The sequence below is a fragment of the Burkholderia sp. PvR073 genome (assembly GCF_054055695.1).
The window spans coordinates 951,709-974,669 of the sequence record NZ_JBSRXO010000001.1 but is presented as its reverse complement, the minus strand read 5'-3'; the positions used below and the strand labels follow the sequence as shown (position 1 = coordinate 974,669).

Below are 22,961 nucleotides of genomic sequence, written 5' to 3'. Positions count from 1 at the left end.
GGTCAGGAATCCCACGCGGGAGTTGGCCCACTACTGGACAGCGTCGTTGCACGTGTTGCCAACCCGGATCCCTACGCCAGCGATACCGCTCGGATCGGTGTTGAAGCGGCCGTTAAGGGGCCAATGCCGGTGTAGTCGAGCACGCCGACGGTCTCAGGGGGCTTGCAGCCCCTCACGCCGCTCGATATGTCTCCCACTTTGTAATTTTATCGAGTGCGCTGTTAGATCGTCTGGAACTCCGATTGCGCTGCGTGCGCGTCGGGGCCCACCGCGATGGCGATCGCGTCCACACCCGCAATTCACGGTATTTACATCGATGCCCCGGTGTCGATACCGCACGCTGTTCCCCCGATAGCGCCCCGAATCCATGCCGGCGTGAACCGATACGTCCGGGGCGGCAATTCGTTGCGTGATTCCAGGCGATGGGTGGTTGCGTACCCGGACCTGGTAACCACGCCGCTTCCTGGGTGGATGCCGCCACAGTGACCTTGCTCCGGTGAGATTTCGCACACTTGGCGATGCTGGTGATTTTGATGAAGAGGATTTCAAAATATATTCGAAAATTAGGGGTAATTGGCTGGGCGAAACCAAAATTTCGAACTAATCGTAGTGTTTTGGGTGTCAGTTTCGGGTTCTGTACTAAATGCTGAATCGAGCTGAATTGGCATCATTGATCCCGCTCCGTAAGGAGTCAATCAATCACGTTTCATTTGGAGAAAAGCGTGGCTATCAACAAGACGATTTTGGCATTCGCGGCAGTCGCAGGCATGTTCGCAGCAGGTTCGGCGATGGCTGCCGACGGCACGATCAATTTCACGGGCAACATCACCGCGGCTTCGTGCTCGATCACCGGTGGCGCGGGCACGAACGTGACGGGTGAGAAGGGCAAGCAGGACATCGCGGTCAATCTCGGTACGGTCAGCGCTGATTCGGTCGGCGGGTCGGCAGGTCACGGCATCGCAGGCGGCACATCGATCAACCTGAGCCTCGACTGCGGCAATACGGCAACCGATCTGACGCTCGTCAAGATGAAGTTCGACCCGTTGGCCGGCTCGGGTATCGACGGCAAGAACAACAAGCTGCTGAAGGTTTCGGGCACGGCGAAGGGTGTCGGTATCGGTCTGTACGACGCGAACAACAACCTGATGAACCTGGCGGCGAACGAGACGGTCAACGCCCCGCTGGTCAAGGGCGGCACGGCTGAAGCGCCGGTGTACACCGCCGCGCTGAACATGCGTGCGGGTTACGTTGCAAACGGCGACAAGATCGACGCAGGTACGGCCAACGGCACGCTGCCGTTCACGCTGTCGTACGAGTAATCCCGCCTCATCGAGCGCCGGAACGACCCGTTGTGCCGTTCCGGCGCCGCTTCCAGGTTCAAATCCGCCATGAAGAAATCGCTCATTGCCGGGCTGGTCGCGGCCGGCTCGATGTTGTTCCTTTCCAGTGCGCCGCAGGCCGGCGTTTCGTTGTCCGGCACGCGCGTCATTTATCCGGCGCAAAGCAAGGAAGCGTCGGTCGTCGTCAAGAATCAGTCGAAGGACGACGTGATGATCCAGTCCTGGGTCGAATTGCCCGACGGCACGACGGGCGATCTGCCCTTTGCGATCACGCCGTCGCTGAGCCGTCTCGGCGGCGACAAACAGCAGATCCTGCGGATCTTTTACGCCGGCGAAGGGTTGGCGGTCGATCGAGAGTCGGTGTTCTGGCTGAGCGTGCAGGAAATTCCGCAAAAGGCGAAGGACGACAACTCGCTGCAGATAGCAGTGCGGCAGCGGATCAAGCTGTTCTATCGGCCTGCTCAACTGCCCGGCAAGCCGGAAGACGCCCCGGCTCAGTTGAAGTGGCGCTGGAGCGAAGGTGACGGCAAGCCGGCGCTGGAAGTCGTCAACGACACGCCGTACTTCGTGTCGCTTGGCCACGCCAGTCTCAAGTCGGGTGCCAGCACCTATCCGGTCACGACGGAAATGATTGCGCCCAAGTCTTCGACGCGTCTTGCTGTCAAGGACTATTCCAGTCGCGCGATTCCTGCGAACGCCAAGGTCGAGTTCAGCTCGATCAACGATTTCGGCGCGGCAGTCGATACGCAAGCCAGCGTAACGCAATAGCGCGGTCGTGCCGGAGCTCGTCGTCAGATGTTGCTCAATAAATTCGATGTACTAACGAAAAATCAATAGAGAGCGAGCGGTCGGGACATGAACATAACTGTCAAGAAAATTGTAGAGGCTTGCCAGCGCGCGTCCTGTCTGATGGCGCTCGGCGCCGCACTCGCACCCACTACCGGGCAGGCGGCGGAGTTCAACGAGCTGTTCCTCAAGAAGGGGGATGGCCCCGTCGAGCTGTCGTATTTCGAAAAGGGCAGCTCGGTGGCGCCCGGCATCTACGATGTCGATGTGTCGCTGAACCAGCGGCGCGCGAAACGCGAGTCGATCCTGTTCAGGACGGATGCGTCGGGCGAGGTGCGGCCCGTGATCACGTACGGCCTGCTGAAGGGGCTCGGCGTCGACGTGAAGCGTCTCGAGCGCGAGCACAAGCTGGAGCCTGGGCTGGCTGACGACGCGCCGGTTGATCTCGGTTCGCTGGCCGACGGCGCGGCGGCGAATTTCGACGTCGGCACGCTGACGCTCGATGTCAGTGTGCCGCAGGCCTATGCGCCGGCGCAAACGCGGGGCTATGTCGATCCGTCGATGTGGGATGAAGGCATCACCGCGGTCTATTCGAACTACCAGGCAAACTTCAGCCACGACACGGATTCCGGCTATCGCAGCGATTACGCGTATCTGGGGCTGCGCAACGGATTGAACATCGGTGCCTGGCGGTTGCGCAACGAATCGGCGCTGTCATGGCGGCGCGGCAGTCCGTCGGATCTCGCGGCGAACCGTAGCTACGTGGAGCGCGACCTGCAGCGGATCAGGGGGCGGCTGTCCGCAGGCGAAGTGTATTCGTCCGGCGAGATTTTCGACAGCGTGCGCTTTATCGGCGCGCAGGTCAGTTCAGATACGGGGATGCTGCCGGACAACGAGATCGGCTATGCACCGGTTGTACGCGGTATCGCGCAGAGCAACGCGGTGGTCGAGGTGCGCCAGAACGGCTACGTGATCTATTCGACGTCCGTGACACCCGGTGCGTTCGAATTCCGGGACATTTACCCGAGCGGATCGAACGGCGACCTCGAAATCCGGATCATCGAATCCGACGGGAGCGTTCGCACGTACCGGCAATCGTATTCGTATCTGCCGGTGATGATTCGCCGCGGTACGATGCGCTACGCGTTCTCGGCCGGCCAGTATCGCGGCTATGGCCAGTCGCGGCCCAAGTTCGCGCAGGGCACGCTGGTCTATGGCGTATCCGACAACTTGACCGGCTATGGCGGCTTCATCGGCGCCGAGCGTTATGCGGCTATCGCGCTCGGGGTCGGATACAACTCGCGGCTCGGCGGCGTGTCGTTCGACGTCACGCACAGCCAGTCGAATGCAACCGGGCGCAAGGCGAGCGGGCAGAGCTTCCGGTTCCTGTATTCGAAGACGCTGACGGCCACCGAAACAACTTTCACGATGGTCGGCTATCGCTATTCGACAGACGGCTATCGCACGCTCAGCCAGCACGTCGACGATCTCGATCGCCAGTGGGGGAGCGGCTATCGCCGCCAGAAGAGCCGCGTCGACCTGAACATCAACCAGTCGCTGGGTACGAGCGGCTCACTGTACGCAAGCATCGGCGACGCGAGCTACTGGAACCAGGGCGGGTCGAGCCGCAACATTCAGCTCGGCTATAGCGGTGCGCTGAAGAATCTCAGCTATAGCGTAGCGGTTTCACACACGCGCGATTCAGGGCCGTTCGGCCGTTCCGACACGCAGTTCTCGGCAACGATCAGCATCCCGTTTGGCGGCGGCCAGCGTTCGCATCGCATGTTCGCGAGTACGGTCGCGTCGACGAGCGGCGACGTGAGTACGCAGGCCGGCGTGAACGGGTTCCTGAACGATTCGAACACCGTCAATTATTCGGTGCAGGGCGATTACCGCAAGCGGGCCGGCGGATCGGGCGGCGTGGGCCTCGGCTGGGACACGCCGCTGGCCAAGCTGTCGACGAACTACAACCAGTCCGGCCACGGCAAGCACGTGGACGTCGGTATCGCCGGCTCCGTCGTGGCGCACGGCGGCGGCATTACGCTGGGCCAGACGGTCGGCGAGACGTTCGCGATCGCCGAGGTGCCGGGCGTGCGCGGCGCGCGGTTCTCGTCGTCGTCGAGCATCAGCACGGATCAGCGCGGCTACGCGGTCCTGCCGTATGCACAACCGTATCGCTACAACTGGCTCAGCATCGATACCGAGAGCCTCGGCTTCGACACCGATCTGGCCGACAACTCGAAATCGGTGGTGCCGACGCGCGGCGCGATCGTGAAGGCGAAGTTCGCCGCCGAGACGGGGCGCCGGGTCCAGTTCGACGTAAAGACGTCGAACGGCGGCAAGGTGCCGTTCGGTGCAACGGCCTACGACGAGAGCGGCAAGGTGCTCGGCATGGTCGACGATGCGTCGCGCGTGCTCGTGTTCGGCATCAAGGAGCAGGGGCGTCTGTCGATTCGCTGGAGCGAAGGTTCGTGCGAAGGCGGTTATGCGTTGCCGGAACGGAAGAAGGCGGTCGCGTACGAGCGCGTGGCGATGAGCTGCAGGATCGCGAGGTAGTGACTTCGCCGGGAATGCGAGCTTCGATTGGCGAAGCGTCAGGAGGGCGATGCCTGATATCTCACATCGCATCCGATTTTTCATCCAATGAACCTGCTATTAACAGCAAAAAGTGAGGTAGACCGATTCCGTGACGAACTTCATCATTGAACGGAAGGAGTGCCTTTGTGTGAAATGGGTGCAAATAACTAGGGGGCTGTTTATGGGTTTTTCTCGTTATTTATCTTATTGTTTGCGGCACGCGTCGCATCGCTATACGAGATTTTGCGTTCTGTCGGCTTTGATGCTTACTTCATGTTTTCCGTCAATTGCGCGAGCTGAGCGTGATTATTGCTTGCCGATGGAATCCACGCCGATGCTGAGTATTTACGATCTATATGCATATAATGCACCCATTGATCCTGATGTTCCTGTCGGAACGACGTTGCATTCTCAAACGTCACAGCTGAATGGAAATTGGTTGAGCTTTGAGTGCACGTACATACCAGGTGGAATACAGAGCTCGCTGAAAGGAAGACTCGATCCGGTAGGTGCGTACAACACTTGGCCCAGTGGTGTACCTGGAGTCGGCATCCGGTTGCGGGAGGTCGTAGATTCCCGTTGGTGGCCGATAAACGACGATCTTCCGAACAGCACGATGATTTCCTATGGGCCGAAGACAATGGTCATCGAATTTGTCAAGACGGGGAATATTAGCCTTAATGGGGGTGTTGTTCAAGGTGAAATCGCCGGGATGTGGATTCGAAAAAATAAACAACAGATTGTCAGTATCAGAGTTTTGGGGGCAATTCAAATTCGTCCAAAGCCTCCAGTGTGTACGGTAACGACAAAATCGATTACTGTTCCGTTCGGGCAGATTCAGTTGCCATCCAACGTGGGTAGTGTCACATTGGCCAAGCCTTTTGATATCACGATCAAATGTACCGGATCGGCACACGGCGGTGTTTCTAACGTCTACATGACCATGACCGACGTTCAAAAGCCGGCGAATCGGGGGGATCAACTGACCCTCGATCCCAAGGGAGGGGCAACTGGTGTAGCCGTCCAAATTCTGAACAATGGGAAGGCGGTCAAATTCGGCGCCGACTCGAATGCGCCAGGCAATACAAATCAATGGTTTGTGCGGCAGACGGGTGATGGAACATTCAATATTCCGCTGTCTGCCCGATATGTCCGGACTGCAATGCAGATGCAGCCGGGCGTCGCAAATGCGGCAGCGAGCTTTACGATGAGCTACCAGTAAACGGGGTGCGGGTTTCGGAGAGTTTCGAATCCGGGCGGATCACACTGACCGCTCGCGTTCCGAATACATGTAAGGTCGGGTGAAATGGCCGGCGGCTTCGACGAAGCCGCCGGCCATCGTTTTTCCGGCACCCACTCTTCAAACGAGCGGGTGCCGATATGCCGAACCCAACGGGTTCAACGGGCTATCACCAACTGACGGGGCCGTAGTGCAGCCGTCCGTCGATCTTGCCGAAGTTTAGGCCGACCATGAAATAGGGCTGAGCCGGACCGCTGACCGAACTGGCTTCGATGGTGCCGCTGTCCGTATTCTCCCCGACCAGACTGCCCCAGAAAAACGGACCGTATGTCGGCGATACCAGGTGGAGACGACTGCTCGACGTCGACGCCCGGATCGTGCCGGCGTTCTTGCCGACGAGGCCGCCCAGGTTTGAACGGTCGCCCGTAATCGTGCCAGTGGACGACGCATCCTCGATGATGGCGCCCTTGTCGTTCAGCCCCGCCAGGGGCCGCCCACGTTCGATCCGTCCGCCGCTGCATTGCCGGACGCGGACGCATGGCGGACGATCGCGTTGTTGCCGCGGTTCGTGCCGACCAATCCGCCGACGCGGCTACCGTAGCCGGCCGTCACGTTGACGTTGGCTTGTACGGTGTCCAGCACCCCGGTGTTCAGGCCAACGAGTCCGCCGACATCGCTCGCATCGCCTGCGCTGACCCTGCCATCGACGCTTGCGTTCGATACGGTGCCGTCATTCGTGCCGACGAGCCCGCCCGCGTGGCTGTCGCGGCCCGCCGTTACCGTGGTCTTTACGTGTGCGTTGCGGATCGTGCCGCTGTTCTTGCCGGCCAGACCGCCGACATGGCCACTCATCACATCCGTTACGTCACTGTCCGATCGCACGTTGTCCAGCGTGCCGCCCGCGTTTTCGCCGATAAAGCCGCCGATCGCGATCGCACCGTTGGCCCGGACCAGGCCGGAGGCGGACGCGTTCGCGATCGTGCCGCCGTCGCGGTTCTTGCCGGCGAAGCCGCCGACATAGCTGCCTTTGCCTGCCGTGACCGTGGCGTTGGCCGATGCGTCGCGAATCGTGCCGAAGTTGACGCCGACAAAGCCGCCGGTGCTCGTGTCGTCGCGGCCGGACACACGCCCGCGGCTCGATGAGCGAACGATCTGGCCGTCGTTCATGCCGACGAACCCGCCGATGCTCTGGACTTCGCGGCTGTACGATCCCTGGAACGGCGAGCCGGAGCGGCCGGACAAGGTGACGTCGGCGGACGCCGTGCTGTCGGCGATCGTGCCGGCGTTGACGCCGACCAGGCCGCCGACGGAGAGCGTGTTGGCGCTGCCCGAGACACGCCCGGCAAAGTTCGCGCGGTCGATCGTGCCGGCGTTCCGGCCGACGAGGCCGCCCATCATGACCACGTCCCGGCCGTTGTACGAGACGCTCATGTTTTTCGCGTTGACGTTCTCGATGCGTCCGCCCAGGTTGTCGCCGACGAGCCCGCCGACGAACGTGGCGCGGGCGGCCGACGTGCCGTCGACGGTGAGCGAGTCGAGCGTCAGGTTGGCAAGATAGCCGGTGCTTTGCCCGAACAGGCCGATGTTCGGCCCGGTGCCGGTGATCGCGAGCCGGCTGATCGTGTTGCCAAGGCCGTCGAAGATGCCGGTGAACGCATTGCCGGTGGCGCCGCCGATACTGACAAAGTTCGCGTTCGCGCCGTCGATCGCGTTCCCGATTACGTAGCGGCCGCCAAGGTTCGCGTCGACATTGCGCAGGTCGGCGATGGTATGGAGCACCTTGTAGTCCTCGCCGTTCGAGCGGAACGACGCGTTGTCGCCGGACAGCGTGACGGCAGCACCGTTGTTCAGCGTGTGGCCGTTCTTCGAATTGAGCTCGAGGTGCGCGTTACGGCCGGTGAGCTTGACCGCATCGTTGATGCGGATCTTGTCGGCGGCGTTGACGTTCAGGCTCGCATTCGTGCCGGTGGACGATAACGTTTGCGTTAGCGCTACATTGCCTTTCTGAGACGTGAGCGTGAGCGAGCGATCGTTGTTCCATGCGACCGGGCCGCCGACCGTCAGGTCGCCCTGCGTGTTGGTCAGCGCGACGTTGGTGGTGCCGAGGTTGTTCGACAGCGTGTCGGCATCGATCGATGCGCCGGCCGGATAGAGGCTGTCTGCGTTGTTGTTCGCAACGCCGGCGTTGGCTGCTTCGATGGTCCAGGTGCCGGCCGTATTGCCCGCGCGCGTGTCGACTGTGGTGCCGCGTGCAACGCGAACCTGTTCGCCGCGGGTGAGAATCGAGCCGGCCGGCGCGTCGGCTTCGGCTGCGCTCGTGTCGAGCTTGCCGGCGACGTTGACGGTGCCGCCGTCGAGCGTGATCTTGCCGGCGCGGCTGGCGAGGCCCTTCGCTTCGATCGTGCCGGTGTTGTTCACCACGGCATTGAGCAGGTTGTCGGCTGCCCGCGCGGTCATCAGTACTTCACCGCCGTCGGCCTTCAGCAGGCCGCCGTTGTTGGCCTGCGCATCGACCGCGCCGCCTTCGACCTGCAGGCTGAGCAGGTCGCTGCCGTCGAAGTTGACCTTGAACGTGTTGCCTGCGCCGAGCGCGACGCGGCCCATCTTGGCCTGGATCACGCCATTGTTGGACACGCGCGCACCGAGCAGCGCGACACTGCCGCCATCGGCGGCGGTGATGCGGCCGTCGTTGACGATCGACGCGGTGGAGTTGCCCGAGAAGCGGTAGTTGCCGGCGAGGAAATCGGCGTCGGCGATGTTCTGGGTGGACGCGACGAGGCCGCCGACGTTGATCTGTGCGCCCGAGCCGAACAGCACGCCGTTCGGGTTGACGAGGAAGACCTTGCCGTTGGCGTCGAGCTGGCCCTGGATCTGGCTGCCGTTGTTGCCGACGACGCGGTTCAGTGCGATCGACTGCTTGCCGGGTTGATAGAACGAGACGCGCTCGCCGCCGGCGATGTTGAAGTCGTTCCAGTTGGTGATCAGCTTGTCGGTGTGCTGGTTGATCGACATCGTCTTGCCGTCTGCGTCGCGCAGGATATCGGCCTTGCCGGCGGTGATGTTCTCGCCGGAGGGCAGCGCGAAGGCTGGCAGGCTGACGATACCGAGCAGGGAGAGTGCGGCGGCGACGCGCTTGGCGCTACCGGGTTTGGCACGGCGGCGCGCGGTTTCCCCGACCGCGCTCCAGCATCCCTGAGCCTGGTTCCAGATCAGTGCGTAGGTCTTGTTCATCGTTTGGTCTTCCTGATGGTTTTTTTAGGAAATCCGGCCGACCGTGAAGGCCGATCGGCCGGAGGGTGGCTGCCGGCGGCCTCGCGGCCGCCGGCTACGAGCGGGCAGGCCGCTCGCATCAGGTGACGGAATCCGGCATGCCGTTCACACGGCGGAGCCGGAACCGTCCGGGTTCACGCTCAGGGCTTCACCTGACCGTAATTCACGCCGACCAGCGCGCCGTAGGACTGGTCGTAGCCAGCCTTCACGTCGACGCGGCTGGTGCTCGACGAGCCGGAGACGCGACCGAAGTTGCCGCCGACGAGGCCGCCCAGTCGGGCGTAGCGGCCGCCGGATACGGTGCCGCTCGACGACGACGCGGTGATCGTGCCGCCGTTGCTGCCGACGAGGCCGCCGACGTAGCTGGCGTCGCCGCCCTTGGCGGAGCCCGTCGCATGCGACTGGTCGACTGTCCCGGTCATGATGCCGACGAGGCCGCCGACCTTGCCCTGCGTGCCGGCTTCAACGTCGCCCGACGCCGTCGACCGCGCGATGGTCCCGTACTCGTTGCTGCCGACTAGGCCACCGGCCGACGAGAAATCGCCGGCCTTCACCGCGCCCGTGGCGCGGGAATCGGCAATCGTCCCGCTGTTACGGCCGGCGAGGCCGCCGGCGTAGCTTGATTGCCCGGCCAGGACCTTGCCGTTGGCGCTCGACGTGCGGATGAGACCCTGGTTGAGCCCCACGAGGCCGCCTGCCGTGCTGGCGTTCAGAACGGTGACGCTGCCCGACGCGTTGGAGGAATCCAGCGTACCGGTGTTGATCCCGGCAAAGCCGCCCGCCGTGCTGTTATTGCCCGCGGTCACGTTGCCGGATGCGTCGGATGCCTCGATGGTGCCGGCATTCGTGCCGGCGAAGCCGCCGGCCGTGCTGTTGTTGTCGCCGGCTACGTTGCCGCTGGCCAGTGATGTCTCGATGAAGCCGTCGTTCGAGCCTGCGAAGCCGCCGAGCGTCGATTTGCCCGTGGCCCGGACGTTGCCTTGCGCGTGGGACGCATGGATGCGACCCGCGGTGCCGTTGCGCCCGGCGAAGCCGCCGACGACGCTGTCGGCGCCCGCGACGACGTTGCCCGTCGCGGTCGATTCGTCGATGTCGCCGTCGTTGTAGCCGGCGAAGCCGCCGGCTACCGCGTTGCGGCCCGCCGTCACGTTGCCGTTGGCCTGCGATTTCAGGATCCGGCCGCTGTTGGTGCCGACGAGCCCGCCGATCGTGCTCGATGCGGCCGCGAACACGTCGCCGTCGGCCGTGGACGCGTCGATTTCGCCCAGGTTCACGCCCGCGAGGCCGCCCGCGACGCTGCGTTCACCGACGCTCACCTTGCCGCTCGCGCGCGAATTCGCGATGGTGGCCAGGTTGAGGCCGACGAGCCCGCCTGCGATGGCGTTATTGCGCGCAGTCACGCTCGTGGACGACGACGATTGCTTGATGATGCCGTTGCCGTCGTTGAAGCCGACGAGCCCGCCGACCATCGGGTTGGAGCCTGTCGCGTTGATGCGCCCCGCGCTCGACGAGCGCTCGATCAGACCGGTGTTGTGCCCGACGAGGCCGCCCGTGGGGCCGTTGTGCGCGGCGTTGATCTCGACGTCGGCCTGGCTGTCGCGGATGGTGGCCGACACCGGCGGCTTGTTCAGCAGCGTCAGGTTTTCACCCACGAGGCCGCCGATCGCTTGCGCGTAGCGATCGCCGTCGATGCGGCCGGTGACCTTCGCATGCTCGATCGTGCCGCCATAGTTGGAGCCGACGAGACCGCCGATGATTGCCGATCCCGTCGCCGAGACCGTGACGTTGTTGGCCGTCACGTTCGAGATCGTGCCCGAGTTGCTGCCGGCGAGCGTGCCGACCGAAGTCAGCCAATACGGCACACCCGATGCGGTCGTGACGATGTCGCTCAGGTTGAGGTTGGCGATGCGGCCGGCGTTGTGCGAGAACAGGCCGACGGACGACTGGCCCGGATTGGAGATGCGCAGGCGCTCGATCGTGTTGCCGAGGCCGTCGAATACGCCGTAGAACGATTGGTCGCCGCCGATGCTGCGGAAGCTCGTATTCGCGCCGTCGATCGTATTGCCGATCACGTAGCGGCCGCCGCGGTTTGCATCGACGTTACGCAGGTCGGCAACGGTATGCAGCACCTTGTAGTCCTCGCCGTTCGAACGGAACGACGCGTTGTCGCCGGACAGCGTCACGGCAGCGTTGTTGTTCAGCGTATGGCCGTTCTTCGAATTGAGTTCGAGGTGCGCGTTGCGGCCGGTGAGCTTGACTGCATCGTTGATGCGGATCTTGTCGGCGGCGTTGACGGTCAGGCTGGCGTTGGTGCCGGTGGCCGACAGCGTTTGCTGCAGGTCGACGTTGCCTTTCTGCGACGTGAGCGTGAGCGCGCGATCGCTGTTCCACGCGACCGGGCCGCCGACCGTCAGGTCGCCCTGCGTGTTGGTCAGCGCGACGTTGGTCGTGCCGAGGTTGCGCGACAGGGTGTCGGCGCCGATCGAGCGATCGCCGTTGACGCCGGCGTTGGCGGCTTCGATGGTCCAGGTGCCGGCGGTGTCGCCTGCGCGCGTGTCGACGTGAGTGTCGGCCGCAACGTCGACGCGCTCGCCGCGCGTGAGGATCGAGCCGGCCGGCGCGCCGGCTTCGGCCGCGCTCGTGTCGAGCGTGCCGGCGACCTTGACGGTGCCGCCGTCGAGCGTGATCTTGCCGGCGCGGCTGGCGAGGCCCTTCGCTTCGATCGTGCCGGTGTTGTTGACGACGGCGTTCAGCAGGTTGCCCGCTGCCCGCGCGGTCATCAGCACTTCGCCGCCGTCGGCCTTGAGCAGGCCGCCGTTGGTGGCCTGTGCATCGACGGCGCCGCCTTCGACCTGCAGGCTGAGCAGGTCGTTGCCGTCGAAGTTGACCTTGAACGTGTTGCCGGCGCCGAGCGCAATGCGCCCCATCTTCGCCTGGATCACGCCGTTGTTGGACACGCGCGCGCCGAGCAGCGCGACGCTGCCGCCGTCGGCGGCGGTGACGTGGCCGTCGTTGACGATCGACGCGGTGGAGTTGCCCGAGAAGCGGTAGTTGCCGGCGAGGAAATCGGCGTCGGCGATGTTCTGGGTGGACGCGACGAGGCCGCCGACGTTGATCTGTGCGCCCGAGCCGAACAGCACGCCGTTCGGGTTGACGAGGAAGACCTTGCCGTTGGCGTCGAGCTGGCCGTGGATCTGGCTGCCGTTGTTGCCGACCACGCGGTTGAGCGCGATCGACGTGGTGCCGGGTTGATGGAACGACACACGCTCGTTGCCGGCGATGCTGAAGTCGTTCCAGTTGGTGATGAGATTGTCGGTGTGCTGGTTGACGAGCATCGACTTGCCGTCGTTTTCGCGAATGATGTCGGCCTTGCCGGCGGTGATGTTCTCACCGGTGGGCAGCGCGAACGCGGGCAGCGAGGTGAGGCCGAGCAGCGAGAGGGCGGCGGCGATGCGCTTGGCGCTGCCGGGTTTGGCGCGCCGGCGCGCCGTTTCCCCGACGGCGCTCCAGCATCCCTGGGCCTGGTTCCAGACCAGTGCGTAGGTCTTGTTCATGAGCGTTATTTCCTCTGGAAAAGTACAGGGTGATTGCTTCGTATCGATACGTATACCTAACGAAGCGGAAAGGGCCGAAAACACGCAGGATGCATGCCTTCGACGAGGTGGGCGGCGACGCCGCCCGTGCTGCTTGCGGCTCGCCCTGCCTGGCGGGCCGCTCGCCGCGTACCGCTCAGAAATACTGGGCGGCTTGCAACCAGACACTCGGTGACCGCGTGGGCGACGCGACCGGATCGGCGTAACCGACCGGTAGCGCGGCGGTGAGATTGATTTGATGGCGCGCGCCGAACCAGCTCGCGCCGATGCCGAGCGACGACAATTGCACGGTATTGCGTTCGCGGGACCACCGCTGCTTGCTGAGCTGGATGCGGCCCGTGTCGGCGAACACGCTCAGTTGCAAGCTGGGCGCGGCGAGATAGCGCAGCTCGGCCGTGGCCTGCCAGCCCTGGTCGCCGCTGCCGGCGCCGAGTGCGAACGCACGCACGCCATACGGCCCGCCGAGGTTGAATTTTTCCGAAGAGTCGAGGTTGCGCGACGACAGTTGCGCACTGAATTGCGTGTAGAGCTGGAATCGCGAACCGAGCGCCTGCAGCCGCAGCGCGTTGATGTTCAGTTTCGCGAACTGACCGAGGGTATGGGCGTAGTAATTCATGTCGAGCGGATCGTTGCTGCTCAAATGCCCGATGCCGACGGTCGCGGAGAAGCCGGTGCGGCCGCCGCCGCCGAAACCGTCCTGGCGGTTGCCGTTCACGCCGAACGACCACAGATCGACGGTCTTGTCGCCGACCACGTCGAATATGCCGTACACGTCGCGCAGATGCTTGTTTTCGTAGGTAACCAGAGCATCGACGCTCGTGCGCCGGCTGCGCACCAGCGGCTGCGTGACGAACGCGGAGCGGACGTCCGCTCCGCCGTGGTAGCGAAGCTCCTTCAGGCTGCCGCCGATCCGGTAGTTCATGTCGGAATACGCGATGCCGACGCGCGTGGACGCGGGGCCGACCGGCACCTGGTACGACGCGCGGTAGTAGCGCTGGTTCGTATTGCTCGTCAGGCCGCGCAGCGAGAAGCGGTCGCCCACGCGCAGCGGCGCGTTGACGTCGATGCTGCCCGTCGCGCGGTAGCGGCCGGTCAGCGGATCGCCGAAGTTGTCGAATTCAACTGAGCCGGTGGCGAAGCGACTGCGTTCGGTATCGATCACGAGATCGGTCGTGCCGGGCTCGGCGCCGGGCCGCAGCGTGCCCTTCGCATCGACGCCGGGCATCTCGTTCAGCAGCATGAGGCTGCGCTCGAGACGGTTGCCGCTGATGATCTCTCCGGGCTGCAGCGACGCAAGCGGTTGACGCAGCGCGCGATCCAGTACGCGTGTGCGGTTGCGCAGCTCGAGCTGCCCGTAGCGGCCTTCGACGACGACGATGCGCACGACACCGTGCTCGATGTCCTGGTGGGGCAAATAGGCGCGGGCGAGCACGTAGCCGTGTTCGCGGTAATACGTCGTGATTCTCGCCGCGGCCTGTTGCAGATCGCCGAAGCTCAGCTCGCGGCCGACGAGATCGACGAGTAGCGCGTCGAGCCGTGCGGCGGGAATGGCCGCATTGCCTTCGATGGCAAATGCGCTGACCGGAATGCGCGGCCCCTCGGCCGCGGCAGACGAAGGCGCTTCGTCGGGTGGCGGCATCGCGAGATCGGGCGCGGCGGGAACGGGCAGTGTCGGGCGGAGTGTCTCGACATCGCGCAGCGACTGTCCCGCATTCGGCACCTGGGCTTGCGCATGGGCGATACCGTGAAGCGATAGCGCGAGGCCGGCCACGCACGCGATGCGGAACCGGCCTGATCGCCTGTCGGCGATGGATTCGGAGCGGAGGAACGGGCGAGCACGGCGCATGGCCGCTAGCTTGGCGGGAGGAAAAGCGGGTACTGGCGCCTGCATCGGGGGCGTCCCGGGCTCGGCGTCGAGAGAGCGGATGAGGGGGATTTTCGACCTCGATCGGTTGTGCTGTTCGGCCGATGCGTGGTTCCTCGCTTAGGCCCTTTGAGATGCCGACGATGGTACGAAATGGTTCCTGAGATGAATATGGAACAAGTACGAGTGGCTCGTTCCCTTTATTCATTCTTGTCAGATTCTTCGACTCAATCGGATCCGTGCTCGAGACGCCGATGCGCGACGCGTCGGTGGCAGCCATCGCTTCAACGCAGCAAGCATCGGCCGTTCGATCCACACATGACAGGCGCAGCCGCATGCGCAGACAACGGCCAGCGTCGCGAGCACGGCCGCTAGGCCCGGCCCCGTGCCGGCATCGAGGCGCACGCCGACGATCTTGCTCGCAGCGCCGATCACATACGGATGCAGCAAATTGATCGAATCGAGGTGGAACACCTGCGGGTCGCCCGTCTGCGAGCCGCGGATCACGAACATCTGCGCGGCGTCGGCGGTATTCGCGTTCACGCTGCCGGCCTGCGACAGCGCGTCGGACAGCGTCAGCCGGCCGTCGCGCAGCGGCACCGCGAGCGACGGCTTGTTCACCTCGCCCATCACGTACACGCCGTAGTCGCTGCGCGCCGGCACGTGCAGCAGGTCGCCGGCTGACAGCACGACGTCGGCCGGATTGCGGCCGTCGCGCAGCATGCGCGTCAGGTCGAGCGGATAGGACACGCCGTCGCGCACGAGCGTCATGCGGCTCTGGTCGGCGGCCGTGCCGAGCCCGCCCGCGCGGCCGAGCGCTTCGTAGAGCGTCATCGGCACGTCGTTGACGGGCTGCGCACCCGGCGTGCGGACTTCGCCGTCGATATAGACCTGCTGCGAGCGGAACGACGCGACGCGCAGCGTTACTTGCGGATCGCGATAGACACGCGACAGCGCGGCGGCGATACGGGCCTGCGCGGCGTTGGCCGTGAGACCGGCGACCGGCACGCTGCCGGCGAACGGGAATGCCACGTTGCCGTGCGGATCGACGACGAAGCCGGCGACCGGGTCGGCCGCGCGCGGTGCGTTCTGCTGCGCGGCGCCTTGTGCGGCAGCGAGCTCGGGGTGATCCCAGACGGTGATCTGCAGCACGTCGCCGGGGCCGAGGCGGTAAGCGCCGGGCGCGGCTGCCGGCGGGCCGGACGGCAGGTTCTGCTGCTGCGCGGCCTGTGCGTCGAGCTGGCGAATCAGGCTGGCATCGATCGCCGTGATCCGGAACGGAAGGGCACGCCCGTTGGCGTTTGCGTGTCCGGCGGCCTGGCCGTCGGTGGTGGCAGGCGGGGCGCTCATCTGCATGCCGGGTGCGAATGCACAGGCCGACAGTGCGACGCTGACCGCGGCGGCGAGCAGCGTGCGCACGCGGCAGGGACGTGCGGATCCAGCCCGCTCGATCATGGCTGAAGTCATCAGTCATCCTTATCGTGATGCGGCGACGTGCGTTGGCGGTGCCGCGTGCGTATCAGTACGCGTTGCGGTGCGACCAGCCGCGCTGGGCGGTGGCCAGGACGATGCGCATGTCGAGGGCGAACGACCAGTTGCGCAGGTAGTGGAGATCGGCTTCGGCGCGGCGCTGCATTTTTTCGACGCGGTCGGTCTCGCCGCGCAGGCCGTTGATCTGCGCCCATCCGGTGATGCCGGGCTTGACGCGGTAGCGGTGGATGTAGCCGTCGACGATTTTCCGGTAGAGGTCGTCGTGTTCGAGCGCGTGCGGGCGCGGGCCGACGACCGACATCTCGCCGCGCAGCACGTTGAGGAATTGCGGCAGCTCGTCGAGGCTCGTGCGGCGCAGGAACGCGCCGACCCGTGTGATGCGCGGATCGTCGCGCGCCGCCTGGCACACTTCGCTGCCCGCGTCGTGCAGCCGCATCGTGCGGAACTTGAAGATCGTGAACGCCTGGCCGTCGGCCCCCTTGCGCTGCTGGCGGAACAGCACGGGGCCATTCGACGACAGCCGGACCGCCGCCGCAATCGCGAGGAGCAGCGGCGCCAGGACGACGAGGACGGTGGCGGCGAACACGCGATCGAAGATCGCCTTGTGCAGCAGCGCGCGAGACGACAGCGGCGACGCGACCAAGTTGATCGCCGGTGCGCCGACGAGGTCGATCATCTCGCCGTCGAACATCGCGAGCTTGCTGACATCGGGCATGAAGCGGATGTTGACGAGATCGTCGCGGAACACGTCGAGCACGGCCATCACGACGCGCGCCTCGCCGATCGGCAGCGCGAGCCAGACTTCGGGAATCGCGTGGGCGCGGACATGCCGGGCGAACGTATCGAGATCGGCAAAGCACGGCATGCCGTCGGGGCGCGTGGTGTCGGCGCTGGCGATATCGCACATCGCTGCCGCGCGGAATCCGGCCGACGGCGCACCGGCGATGCGGTCGAGGACGGCGTCGCGATGGGCGCCGGTGCCGACGATCGCGACGAGGCGATCGCTTTCCTGCGGGCTGCTGATCCGTTCGAGCGTCGTGCCGGCGACGACGCGCGACGCGACGAGCGCGATGCCGCTCGTCGCCGTCCAGAGCAGGTACCAGGGCAGCGGAATGGCCAGGGTTGGCGCCAGCACCCGCATCACGAGCGCCGCGCCGGCCTGCGCGGCCAGCCACGCGAACGCGGTCAGCAACGCAGTGCGGTGCGTGGGGGTATGGGCGGGCGCATGGTAGAGGCGGAATGCGGGAAACAGCATCAACGCAAAGGTCGCTGCGCAGGCGACGGCGGCCAGTTCGGACAACGGGTCGCCGTCCGGGCCAGGCAACACGAGCGCGGCGGCCAGCGCGCCGAACGAGATCAGTGCGACGTCAGCGATACGCGCGATCAGGCCGCCTGCGGCACGCGCTGCATGCGCGTACCGTGGTTCGAATGAAATATCCATATACCCTTCTGCTGCCGTTCTGATTTAAAAGGACGCCCGTCGGCCCGATTGCGACGCGAAACCGCACGCTCGGCCGAAGCGGAGCGCGGCCGCTGTTTCCACTGCATGGGAAATGCCATCGGGGAAGGAGACGCTGCCTGGGGTGCCGGTCGGCGCTGATGCGCTGCAACGGTGCTATCCGCGCCTCGCGCGATGAGGGACGAATACTTGCGAAACGTTGCGGCCGACTCGACAGGGTCAATTTTCGGGAAGCAGGGGCCTGATTTAAATAGAATGCCTAATAAATGCCGTTCAAATGGATTCGTGCAAGTACGAATCAGCCGGATTGCGGTCCGAATGGGCGATTGACGGAGTCGGACGCGTCTTTAGAAAGGCACGCGATGTCGGGGCGTCGAGGCGAACGATTCGCAACGAGCGGCGCGTGGTGGGCTGGAAAGCGAGGGTTGGGGGCAGCCGAAGAGACGGCGTGCGGAACGGAAGACGTGTAGGGGACAACGGCAGCTGCAACGGCAACGGCGATCCGGGCGATCGCCGTGATCCAGGCGCCGGCGCGCGACCCTTGGCGCGCCGGCGGTTCATCTCGAATTCGTCAACCGTTCCGGAAAATCTCGCTATATGCGCTCAACGCCGGCACGCCGCCGAGATGCGCATACAGCACCTTCGACCCCGGCTCGAATTCCCCGAGCCGTACCTTGTCGATCATCCCGTGCATCGACTTCCCTTCGTACACCGGATCCGTCAGCATGCCTTCGAGCCGCGCGCACAGGCGGATCGCTTCGAGCGTGCCGTCGTTCGGCAGCCCGTATTCGGGGCCGGCGTAGCGCGTGTCGAGCACGACGTCCGCGGCGGTGATCGGCCGGCCGAGATCCACGAGCTCGGCGGTATGCCGCGCGATGCGCGTGATCTGCTCGTGCGTGCGCTCGGGCGTCGCCGATGCGTCGATGCCGATCACGCGATCCGCGCGCCCGTCAGCCGCGAAGCCGACGACCATCCCCGCCTGCGTGCTGCCCGTCACCGAGCAGACCACGACATAGTCGAACTTGAACCCGAGCTGTGCTTCCTGCTCGCGCACTTCTTCCGCGAAGCCGACGAACCCGAGGCCGCCGAGCGGATGCTCGGAACACCCGGCCGGAATCGGATACGGCTTGCCGCCCGCCTGCCGCACGCTCTCCATCGCTTCTTCCCAGCTGCGGCGAATGCCGATGTCGAAGCCGTCGGCAACGAGCCGCACGTCCGCGCCCATCATGCGCGACAGCTGGATGTTGCCGACGCGGTCGTACACGGGGTCTTCGTAGTTCACCCAGTGTTCCTGCACGAGCACGCACTTCATCCCGAGATGCGCGGCGACGGCCGCGACCTGGCGGGTCTGGTTCGACTGCACGCCGCCGATCGACACGAGTGTGTCGGCGCCTTGCGCAAGCGCATCGGGGACGAGGTATTCGAGCTTGCGCGTCTTGTTGCCGCCGAACGCGAGGCCGCTGTTGCAGTCCTCGCGCTTCGCATACAACTCGACCTTGCCGCCGAGATGCGCGCTCAGGCGCTTGAGCGGCTGGATCGGCGTCGGGCCGAACGTGAGCGGATAACGGGGAAAGCGTTGCAGGTTCATCGACAAGCTCCGGATAGCGGTGGGCGGAAGATCGGACCGTTCGGGCGCGGCCGGCGCGCCAGGTCCCGATGGAAAAATGATAGGCAGGACCGTGAGAAATGAGCTTGCGAAATAAATCGCTCAGGCCTACGTTATCGATCGGAAGAAGATGAAACGGGTAATTTTGATTCGTGAAATAGAAAGGAGACGCAATGAAATTAGATCGAAGCAGCGCATCGCCGGCCGATGCCGCGCCGGCGCTCGATCGCATCGACCGCGCGATCCTCAGGCAGTTGCAGCAGGACGCGTCGATCTCGAACGTGAGCCTCGCCGCGAAGGTGAAGCTGAGCGCCCCGGCGTGCCTGAGGCGTGTCGAGCGGCTGAAGGAAATGGGGCTGATCCGCGGCATCGTCGCGCTGCTCGATCCGAAGCCGCTCGGTGCCGGGATGCTGGTCGTGATCGGCTTCGTGCTCGATCGTTCGACGCCGGAGGCGTTCGCCGCATTCGAGAAGGCCGCGCAGAAAGTGTCGGGGTGCGTCGAATGCCATGTGGTGACCGGCGAATTCGACTATTTCATGCTGGTGCGCACGCGCGATAACGAGAGCTTCAACCGGTTGCACGCCGAACAGCTGCTGTACCTGCCCGGTGTGCGGCAGGTGCGCTCGTTCATGGTGCTCAAGGAGATCCTGTCGACGCATGCGCTGCCGTTGTAGCCCCGACGGCGGCACTCGCGCTCGCCGTCCCGACGAGCCGCCGACCGGCCGGGGACGGGCGCGAATCGACCTGCCGGCGCGGCTGGCGACGCAACGATGACGCCTGCCCGACAGCGCCAAAAACGGCCGAACGGCAGCGCTCCCGGGCACGATTGCGTCATCACGACGTTGCTTGGCACGATCGCGTATGCTCGTTCCGTCAGCGGCGATGGCGGCTGCCGTTGCCGGATCAATCGTGTAACGACCGAACAACGAGCGAGGGCATGATGGCAAGACAGACGATGGCGGAATACCTGGCGAAGACGCTGGCGGCAGCGGGCATCGAGCGCATCTGGGGCGTGACGGGCGACAGCCTGAACGGGCTGTCGTTCAGCCTGAGCCAGATGGGCTCGATCCGCTGGATGCATACGCGCCACGAGGAAAGCGCCGCGTTCGCGGCCGGCGCGGATGCGGCATCGACCGGCCGGCTTGCGGTGTGCGCGGGCAGCTGCGGCCCCGGCAACCTGCACCTGATCAACGGCTTGTACGACTGCCACCGCAATCACCAGCCGGTGCTCGCGATCGCCGCGCACATTCCGTCGACCGAGATCGGTCTCGGCTACTTCCAGGAAACCCATCCGCAGGAACTGTTCCGCGAATGCAGCCATTTCGCGGAACTCGTGACCAACGCGTCGCAGTTCCCGCGCGTGCTTGCCCGCGCGATGCGCACGGCGATCGAGGAGCGCGGCGTCGCGGTGATCGTGCTGCCGGGCGATATCGCGCTCGGCGACGGCCCGGAAGAAGCGCCGGCGTGGAGCGAATCGGCGCCGCCGTCGATCCTGCCGGCCGACGCCGATCTCGACCGGCTCGCGGCGCTGCTCAATGCATCGGACGCGGTCACGCTGCTGTGCGGCAGCGGCACACAGGGCGCGCACGACGAAGTGGTCGCGCTGGCCGACACGCTCGGCGCGCCGGTCGTGCATGCGCTGCGCGGCAAGCAGTTCGTCGAATGGGACAACCCGTTCGACGTCGGGATGACGGGGCTGATCGGCTTCAGCTCGGGTTATCACGCGATGGAATCGTGCGACACGCTTGTGATGCTCGGCACGGATTTCCCGTACCGCCCGTTCTATCCGGCGAACGCGAAGATCGTGCAGATCGACTGGAAGGGCTCGCAGCTCGGCCATCGCGCACCGCTCGCGCTCGGGCTCGTCGGCACCGTGAAGGAAACGATCGCGGCGCTGCTGCCGCGCCTCACGCGCAAGACGCAGCGGCGCTTCCTCGAGAACGCGCTGAAGCACTACGCGGCCGCGCGCAAGGGGCTCGACGATCTCGCGGTGGCGGAGCCGCCAGGCCGCGCGATCCATCCGCAATACCTGACGAAGATCGTCGACGAAGTCGCGGCCGAAGACGCGATCTTCACGGCCGACGTCGGCACGCCGACGCTGTGGGCCGCGCGCTACCTGACGATGAACGGCAAGCGCCAGCTGCACGGCTCGTTCAATCACGGCTCGATGGCCAACGCGATGCCGCAGGCGCTCGGCGCGCAGGGCGCGCATCCGGGGCGGCAGGTCGTGTCGCTGTCGGGCGACGGCGGGCTGTCGATGCTGCTCGGCGATCTGCTGAGCGCGCGGCAGCTCAACCTGCCGATCAAGATCGTCGTCTACAACAACAGCCTGCTCGGCTTCGTGTCGATGGAACTGAAGGCGGCCGGCTATCTCGACACGAACGTCGACCTGAGCCCGACCGACTTCGCGGCGATCGCGAAGGGCGCGGGGATCTTCAGCGTGCGCGTCGAGCATTCGGAGAACGTCGAGCACGCGCTGCGCACCGCGTTCGCGCACGACGGGCCGGCGGTCGTCGACGTCGTCACGTCGAAGTACGAACTCGCGATGCCGCCGAAGATCGAGATCGCGCATGCGAAGGGGTTCAGCCTGTTCATGCTGCGCGCGATCCTGAGCGGGCGCGGCGACGAGATCGTCGAGCTGGCGCGGACCAACCTGCGGTGAGGTGGCGGGGCGGCGCGAACCGTCAGTCGGTCAACGTGTCGCCCCCGGCAGCCGTCCATTCGCGCACGGCCTGCACGAACAGTCGCAGTGCGGCCGGTGGATGGCGGATCCGACCCGATGACCGGTTGCGGGCGATCGCGGCGTCGTTCGTCGCGTTGTCGAGATCGGCGACGGCGGCCCGCACGCGCAGCAGCACGTCGGCGAGCGTTACCCCGCGCAGCTTCAGCGGCGCGTCGACCGCTGAGCGGGTGTTCGGCGGCGGCATACCCGCCTCGCTGGCGCAATCAGGCACAATCTTCATGTCGCCTTAAGTTTGCGTTTCCTAGAATCGTTTGATCGCCGCTTCGCCGCGGCGGATCGATTTGTCGAGGAGGATGCACGTGAAAATGCCCGGTGTCGTCGTACCCCTGTTCCCAACCCTCATCGGCACGTCGAAGCTGAACGCGCAACCGCGCAAGGTGGGCCGATGATCTGGCCGAACGCGTTGCGCGTCTCGGCATTGTTCGTACGCGAGTGGGTCGGCCGCCCGGCCGCGGTGGGCGCGTTGTGCCCGAGTTCGCGGCATCTGGCGCGCGAAATGGCCGATGTGGTGCCGGATGGCGACGGGCTCGTCGTCGAGCTCGGCGGCGGCACCGGCGCGATCACCGCCGCGCTGCTCGAGCGTGGCGTCGCGCCGCGGCGCCTCGTCGTGGTGGAGCGGTCGCCGGCGTTCGTGCAGCACCTGCGGCGGCGCTTTCCCGGTATCTCGATCGTGTCGGGCGACGCTCGGCAGCTCGAGCGGCTGCTGCCGAGCGACGCGCGGGTCGATGCGATCGTGTCGTGCCTGCCGCTGCGCACGCTGCCGCGCCAGGACGTGACGGCGATCGTCAGTCAGTGCCAGCGCGTGCTGGCGGTCGACGGGGTGATGATCCAGTTTACCTACGACCTGCGATCGCCCGACCGTCATCCGCTGGGCGATCCGGCATTTGTTGCCGACGCCAGCCGGATCGTGTGGGCAAATATTCCGCCCGCGCGCATCGTGACGATGCGCCGCGCCGCCATCGGAGAGGTGGCGTGATGCCGGTGTGATACCG

General features: G+C 65.2%; 14 protein-coding genes. 7 read left to right on the top strand and 7 right to left on the bottom strand.

Going from position 1 to position 22,961, the window contains the following annotated elements:
* Positions 1–722 precede the first annotated feature (722 nt).
* The 4 genes from ACVK00_RS04295 to ACVK00_RS04280 all read left to right on the top strand — a co-directional run bounded on the left by ACVK00_RS04295 (position 723) and on the right by ACVK00_RS04280 (position 5,925).
* The gene (locus tag ACVK00_RS04295) at positions 723–1,319 is read left to right on the top strand and encodes a fimbrial protein (RefSeq protein ID WP_228908847.1); all 597 of its coding nucleotides are present in this window, start codon (positions 723–725) and stop codon (positions 1,317–1,319) included.
* Positions 1,320–1,349: 30 nt separating this feature from the next.
* Complete coding sequence (locus tag ACVK00_RS04290; protein ID WP_229050607.1) at positions 1,350–2,108, top strand: fimbrial biogenesis chaperone; 759 nt, start codon at positions 1,350–1,352, stop codon at positions 2,106–2,108.
* Between the two features lie 87 nt (positions 2,109–2,195).
* Positions 2,196–4,682, top strand: coding sequence for a fimbria/pilus outer membrane usher protein (locus ACVK00_RS04285; RefSeq protein ID WP_284888641.1), 2,487 nt, complete (start codon positions 2,196–2,198; stop codon positions 4,680–4,682).
* A 355-nt stretch (positions 4,683–5,037) separates the two neighbouring features.
* A complete protein-coding gene (locus ACVK00_RS04280; RefSeq protein WP_284888642.1) occupies positions 5,038–5,925 on the top strand; it encodes a fimbrial protein in 888 nt (295 codons plus the stop codon).
* A gap of 492 nt (positions 5,926–6,417) precedes the next feature.
* Here ACVK00_RS04280 and ACVK00_RS04275 read toward each other — a convergent pair whose 3' ends face one another.
* The 6 genes from ACVK00_RS04275 to ACVK00_RS04250 all read right to left on the bottom strand — a co-directional run bounded on the left by ACVK00_RS04275 (position 6,418) and on the right by ACVK00_RS04250 (position 19,208).
* A complete protein-coding gene (locus ACVK00_RS04275) occupies positions 6,418–9,174 on the bottom strand; it encodes a two-partner secretion domain-containing protein (RefSeq protein WP_284888644.1) in 2,757 nt (918 codons plus the stop codon).
* A gap of 179 nt (positions 9,175–9,353) precedes the next feature.
* Positions 9,354–12,767: a GLUG motif-containing protein gene (locus ACVK00_RS04270; protein WP_354123207.1), complete on the bottom strand. Its 3,414-nt coding sequence runs from the start codon at positions 12,765–12,767 to the stop codon at positions 9,354–9,356.
* Between the two features lie 175 nt (positions 12,768–12,942).
* Positions 12,943–14,577 (bottom strand): ShlB/FhaC/HecB family hemolysin secretion/activation protein, encoded by a 1,635-nt coding sequence (locus ACVK00_RS04265; RefSeq protein WP_350227395.1) that lies wholly within the window; start codon positions 14,575–14,577, stop codon positions 12,943–12,945.
* Positions 14,578–14,883: 306 nt separating this feature from the next.
* The gene (locus ACVK00_RS04260) at positions 14,884–16,137 is read right to left on the bottom strand and encodes a polysaccharide biosynthesis/export family protein (protein WP_354123206.1); all 1,254 of its coding nucleotides are present in this window, start codon (positions 16,135–16,137) and stop codon (positions 14,884–14,886) included.
* A gap of 52 nt (positions 16,138–16,189) precedes the next feature.
* Complete coding sequence (locus tag ACVK00_RS04255) at positions 16,190–17,602, bottom strand: undecaprenyl-phosphate glucose phosphotransferase (protein ID WP_284888652.1); 1,413 nt, start codon at positions 17,600–17,602, stop codon at positions 16,190–16,192.
* Positions 17,603–18,191: 589 nt separating this feature from the next.
* On the bottom strand, positions 18,192–19,208 hold the full coding sequence (locus ACVK00_RS04250; protein WP_284888654.1) for a 1-aminocyclopropane-1-carboxylate deaminase: 1,017 nt from the start codon (positions 19,206–19,208) through the stop codon (positions 18,192–18,194).
* A gap of 191 nt (positions 19,209–19,399) precedes the next feature.
* Between ACVK00_RS04250 and ACVK00_RS04245 the strand changes: the two genes are divergently transcribed.
* Complete coding sequence (locus tag ACVK00_RS04245; protein WP_126226445.1) at positions 19,400–19,900, top strand: Lrp/AsnC family transcriptional regulator; 501 nt, start codon at positions 19,400–19,402, stop codon at positions 19,898–19,900.
* Positions 19,901–20,166: 266 nt separating this feature from the next.
* Positions 20,167–21,888, top strand: coding sequence for a ubiquinone-dependent pyruvate dehydrogenase (gene poxB / locus ACVK00_RS04240; RefSeq protein ID WP_228910042.1), 1,722 nt, complete (start codon positions 20,167–20,169; stop codon positions 21,886–21,888).
* Between the two features lie 22 nt (positions 21,889–21,910).
* Here poxB and ACVK00_RS04235 read toward each other — a convergent pair whose 3' ends face one another.
* Complete coding sequence (locus ACVK00_RS04235; RefSeq protein ID WP_284888658.1) at positions 21,911–22,153, bottom strand: hypothetical protein; 243 nt, start codon at positions 22,151–22,153, stop codon at positions 21,911–21,913.
* A 201-nt stretch (positions 22,154–22,354) separates the two neighbouring features.
* Between ACVK00_RS04235 and ACVK00_RS04230 the strand changes: the two genes are divergently transcribed.
* The gene (locus ACVK00_RS04230; protein ID WP_012365221.1) at positions 22,355–22,945 is read left to right on the top strand and encodes a class I SAM-dependent methyltransferase; all 591 of its coding nucleotides are present in this window, start codon (positions 22,355–22,357) and stop codon (positions 22,943–22,945) included.
* Positions 22,946–22,961 lie beyond the last annotated feature (16 nt).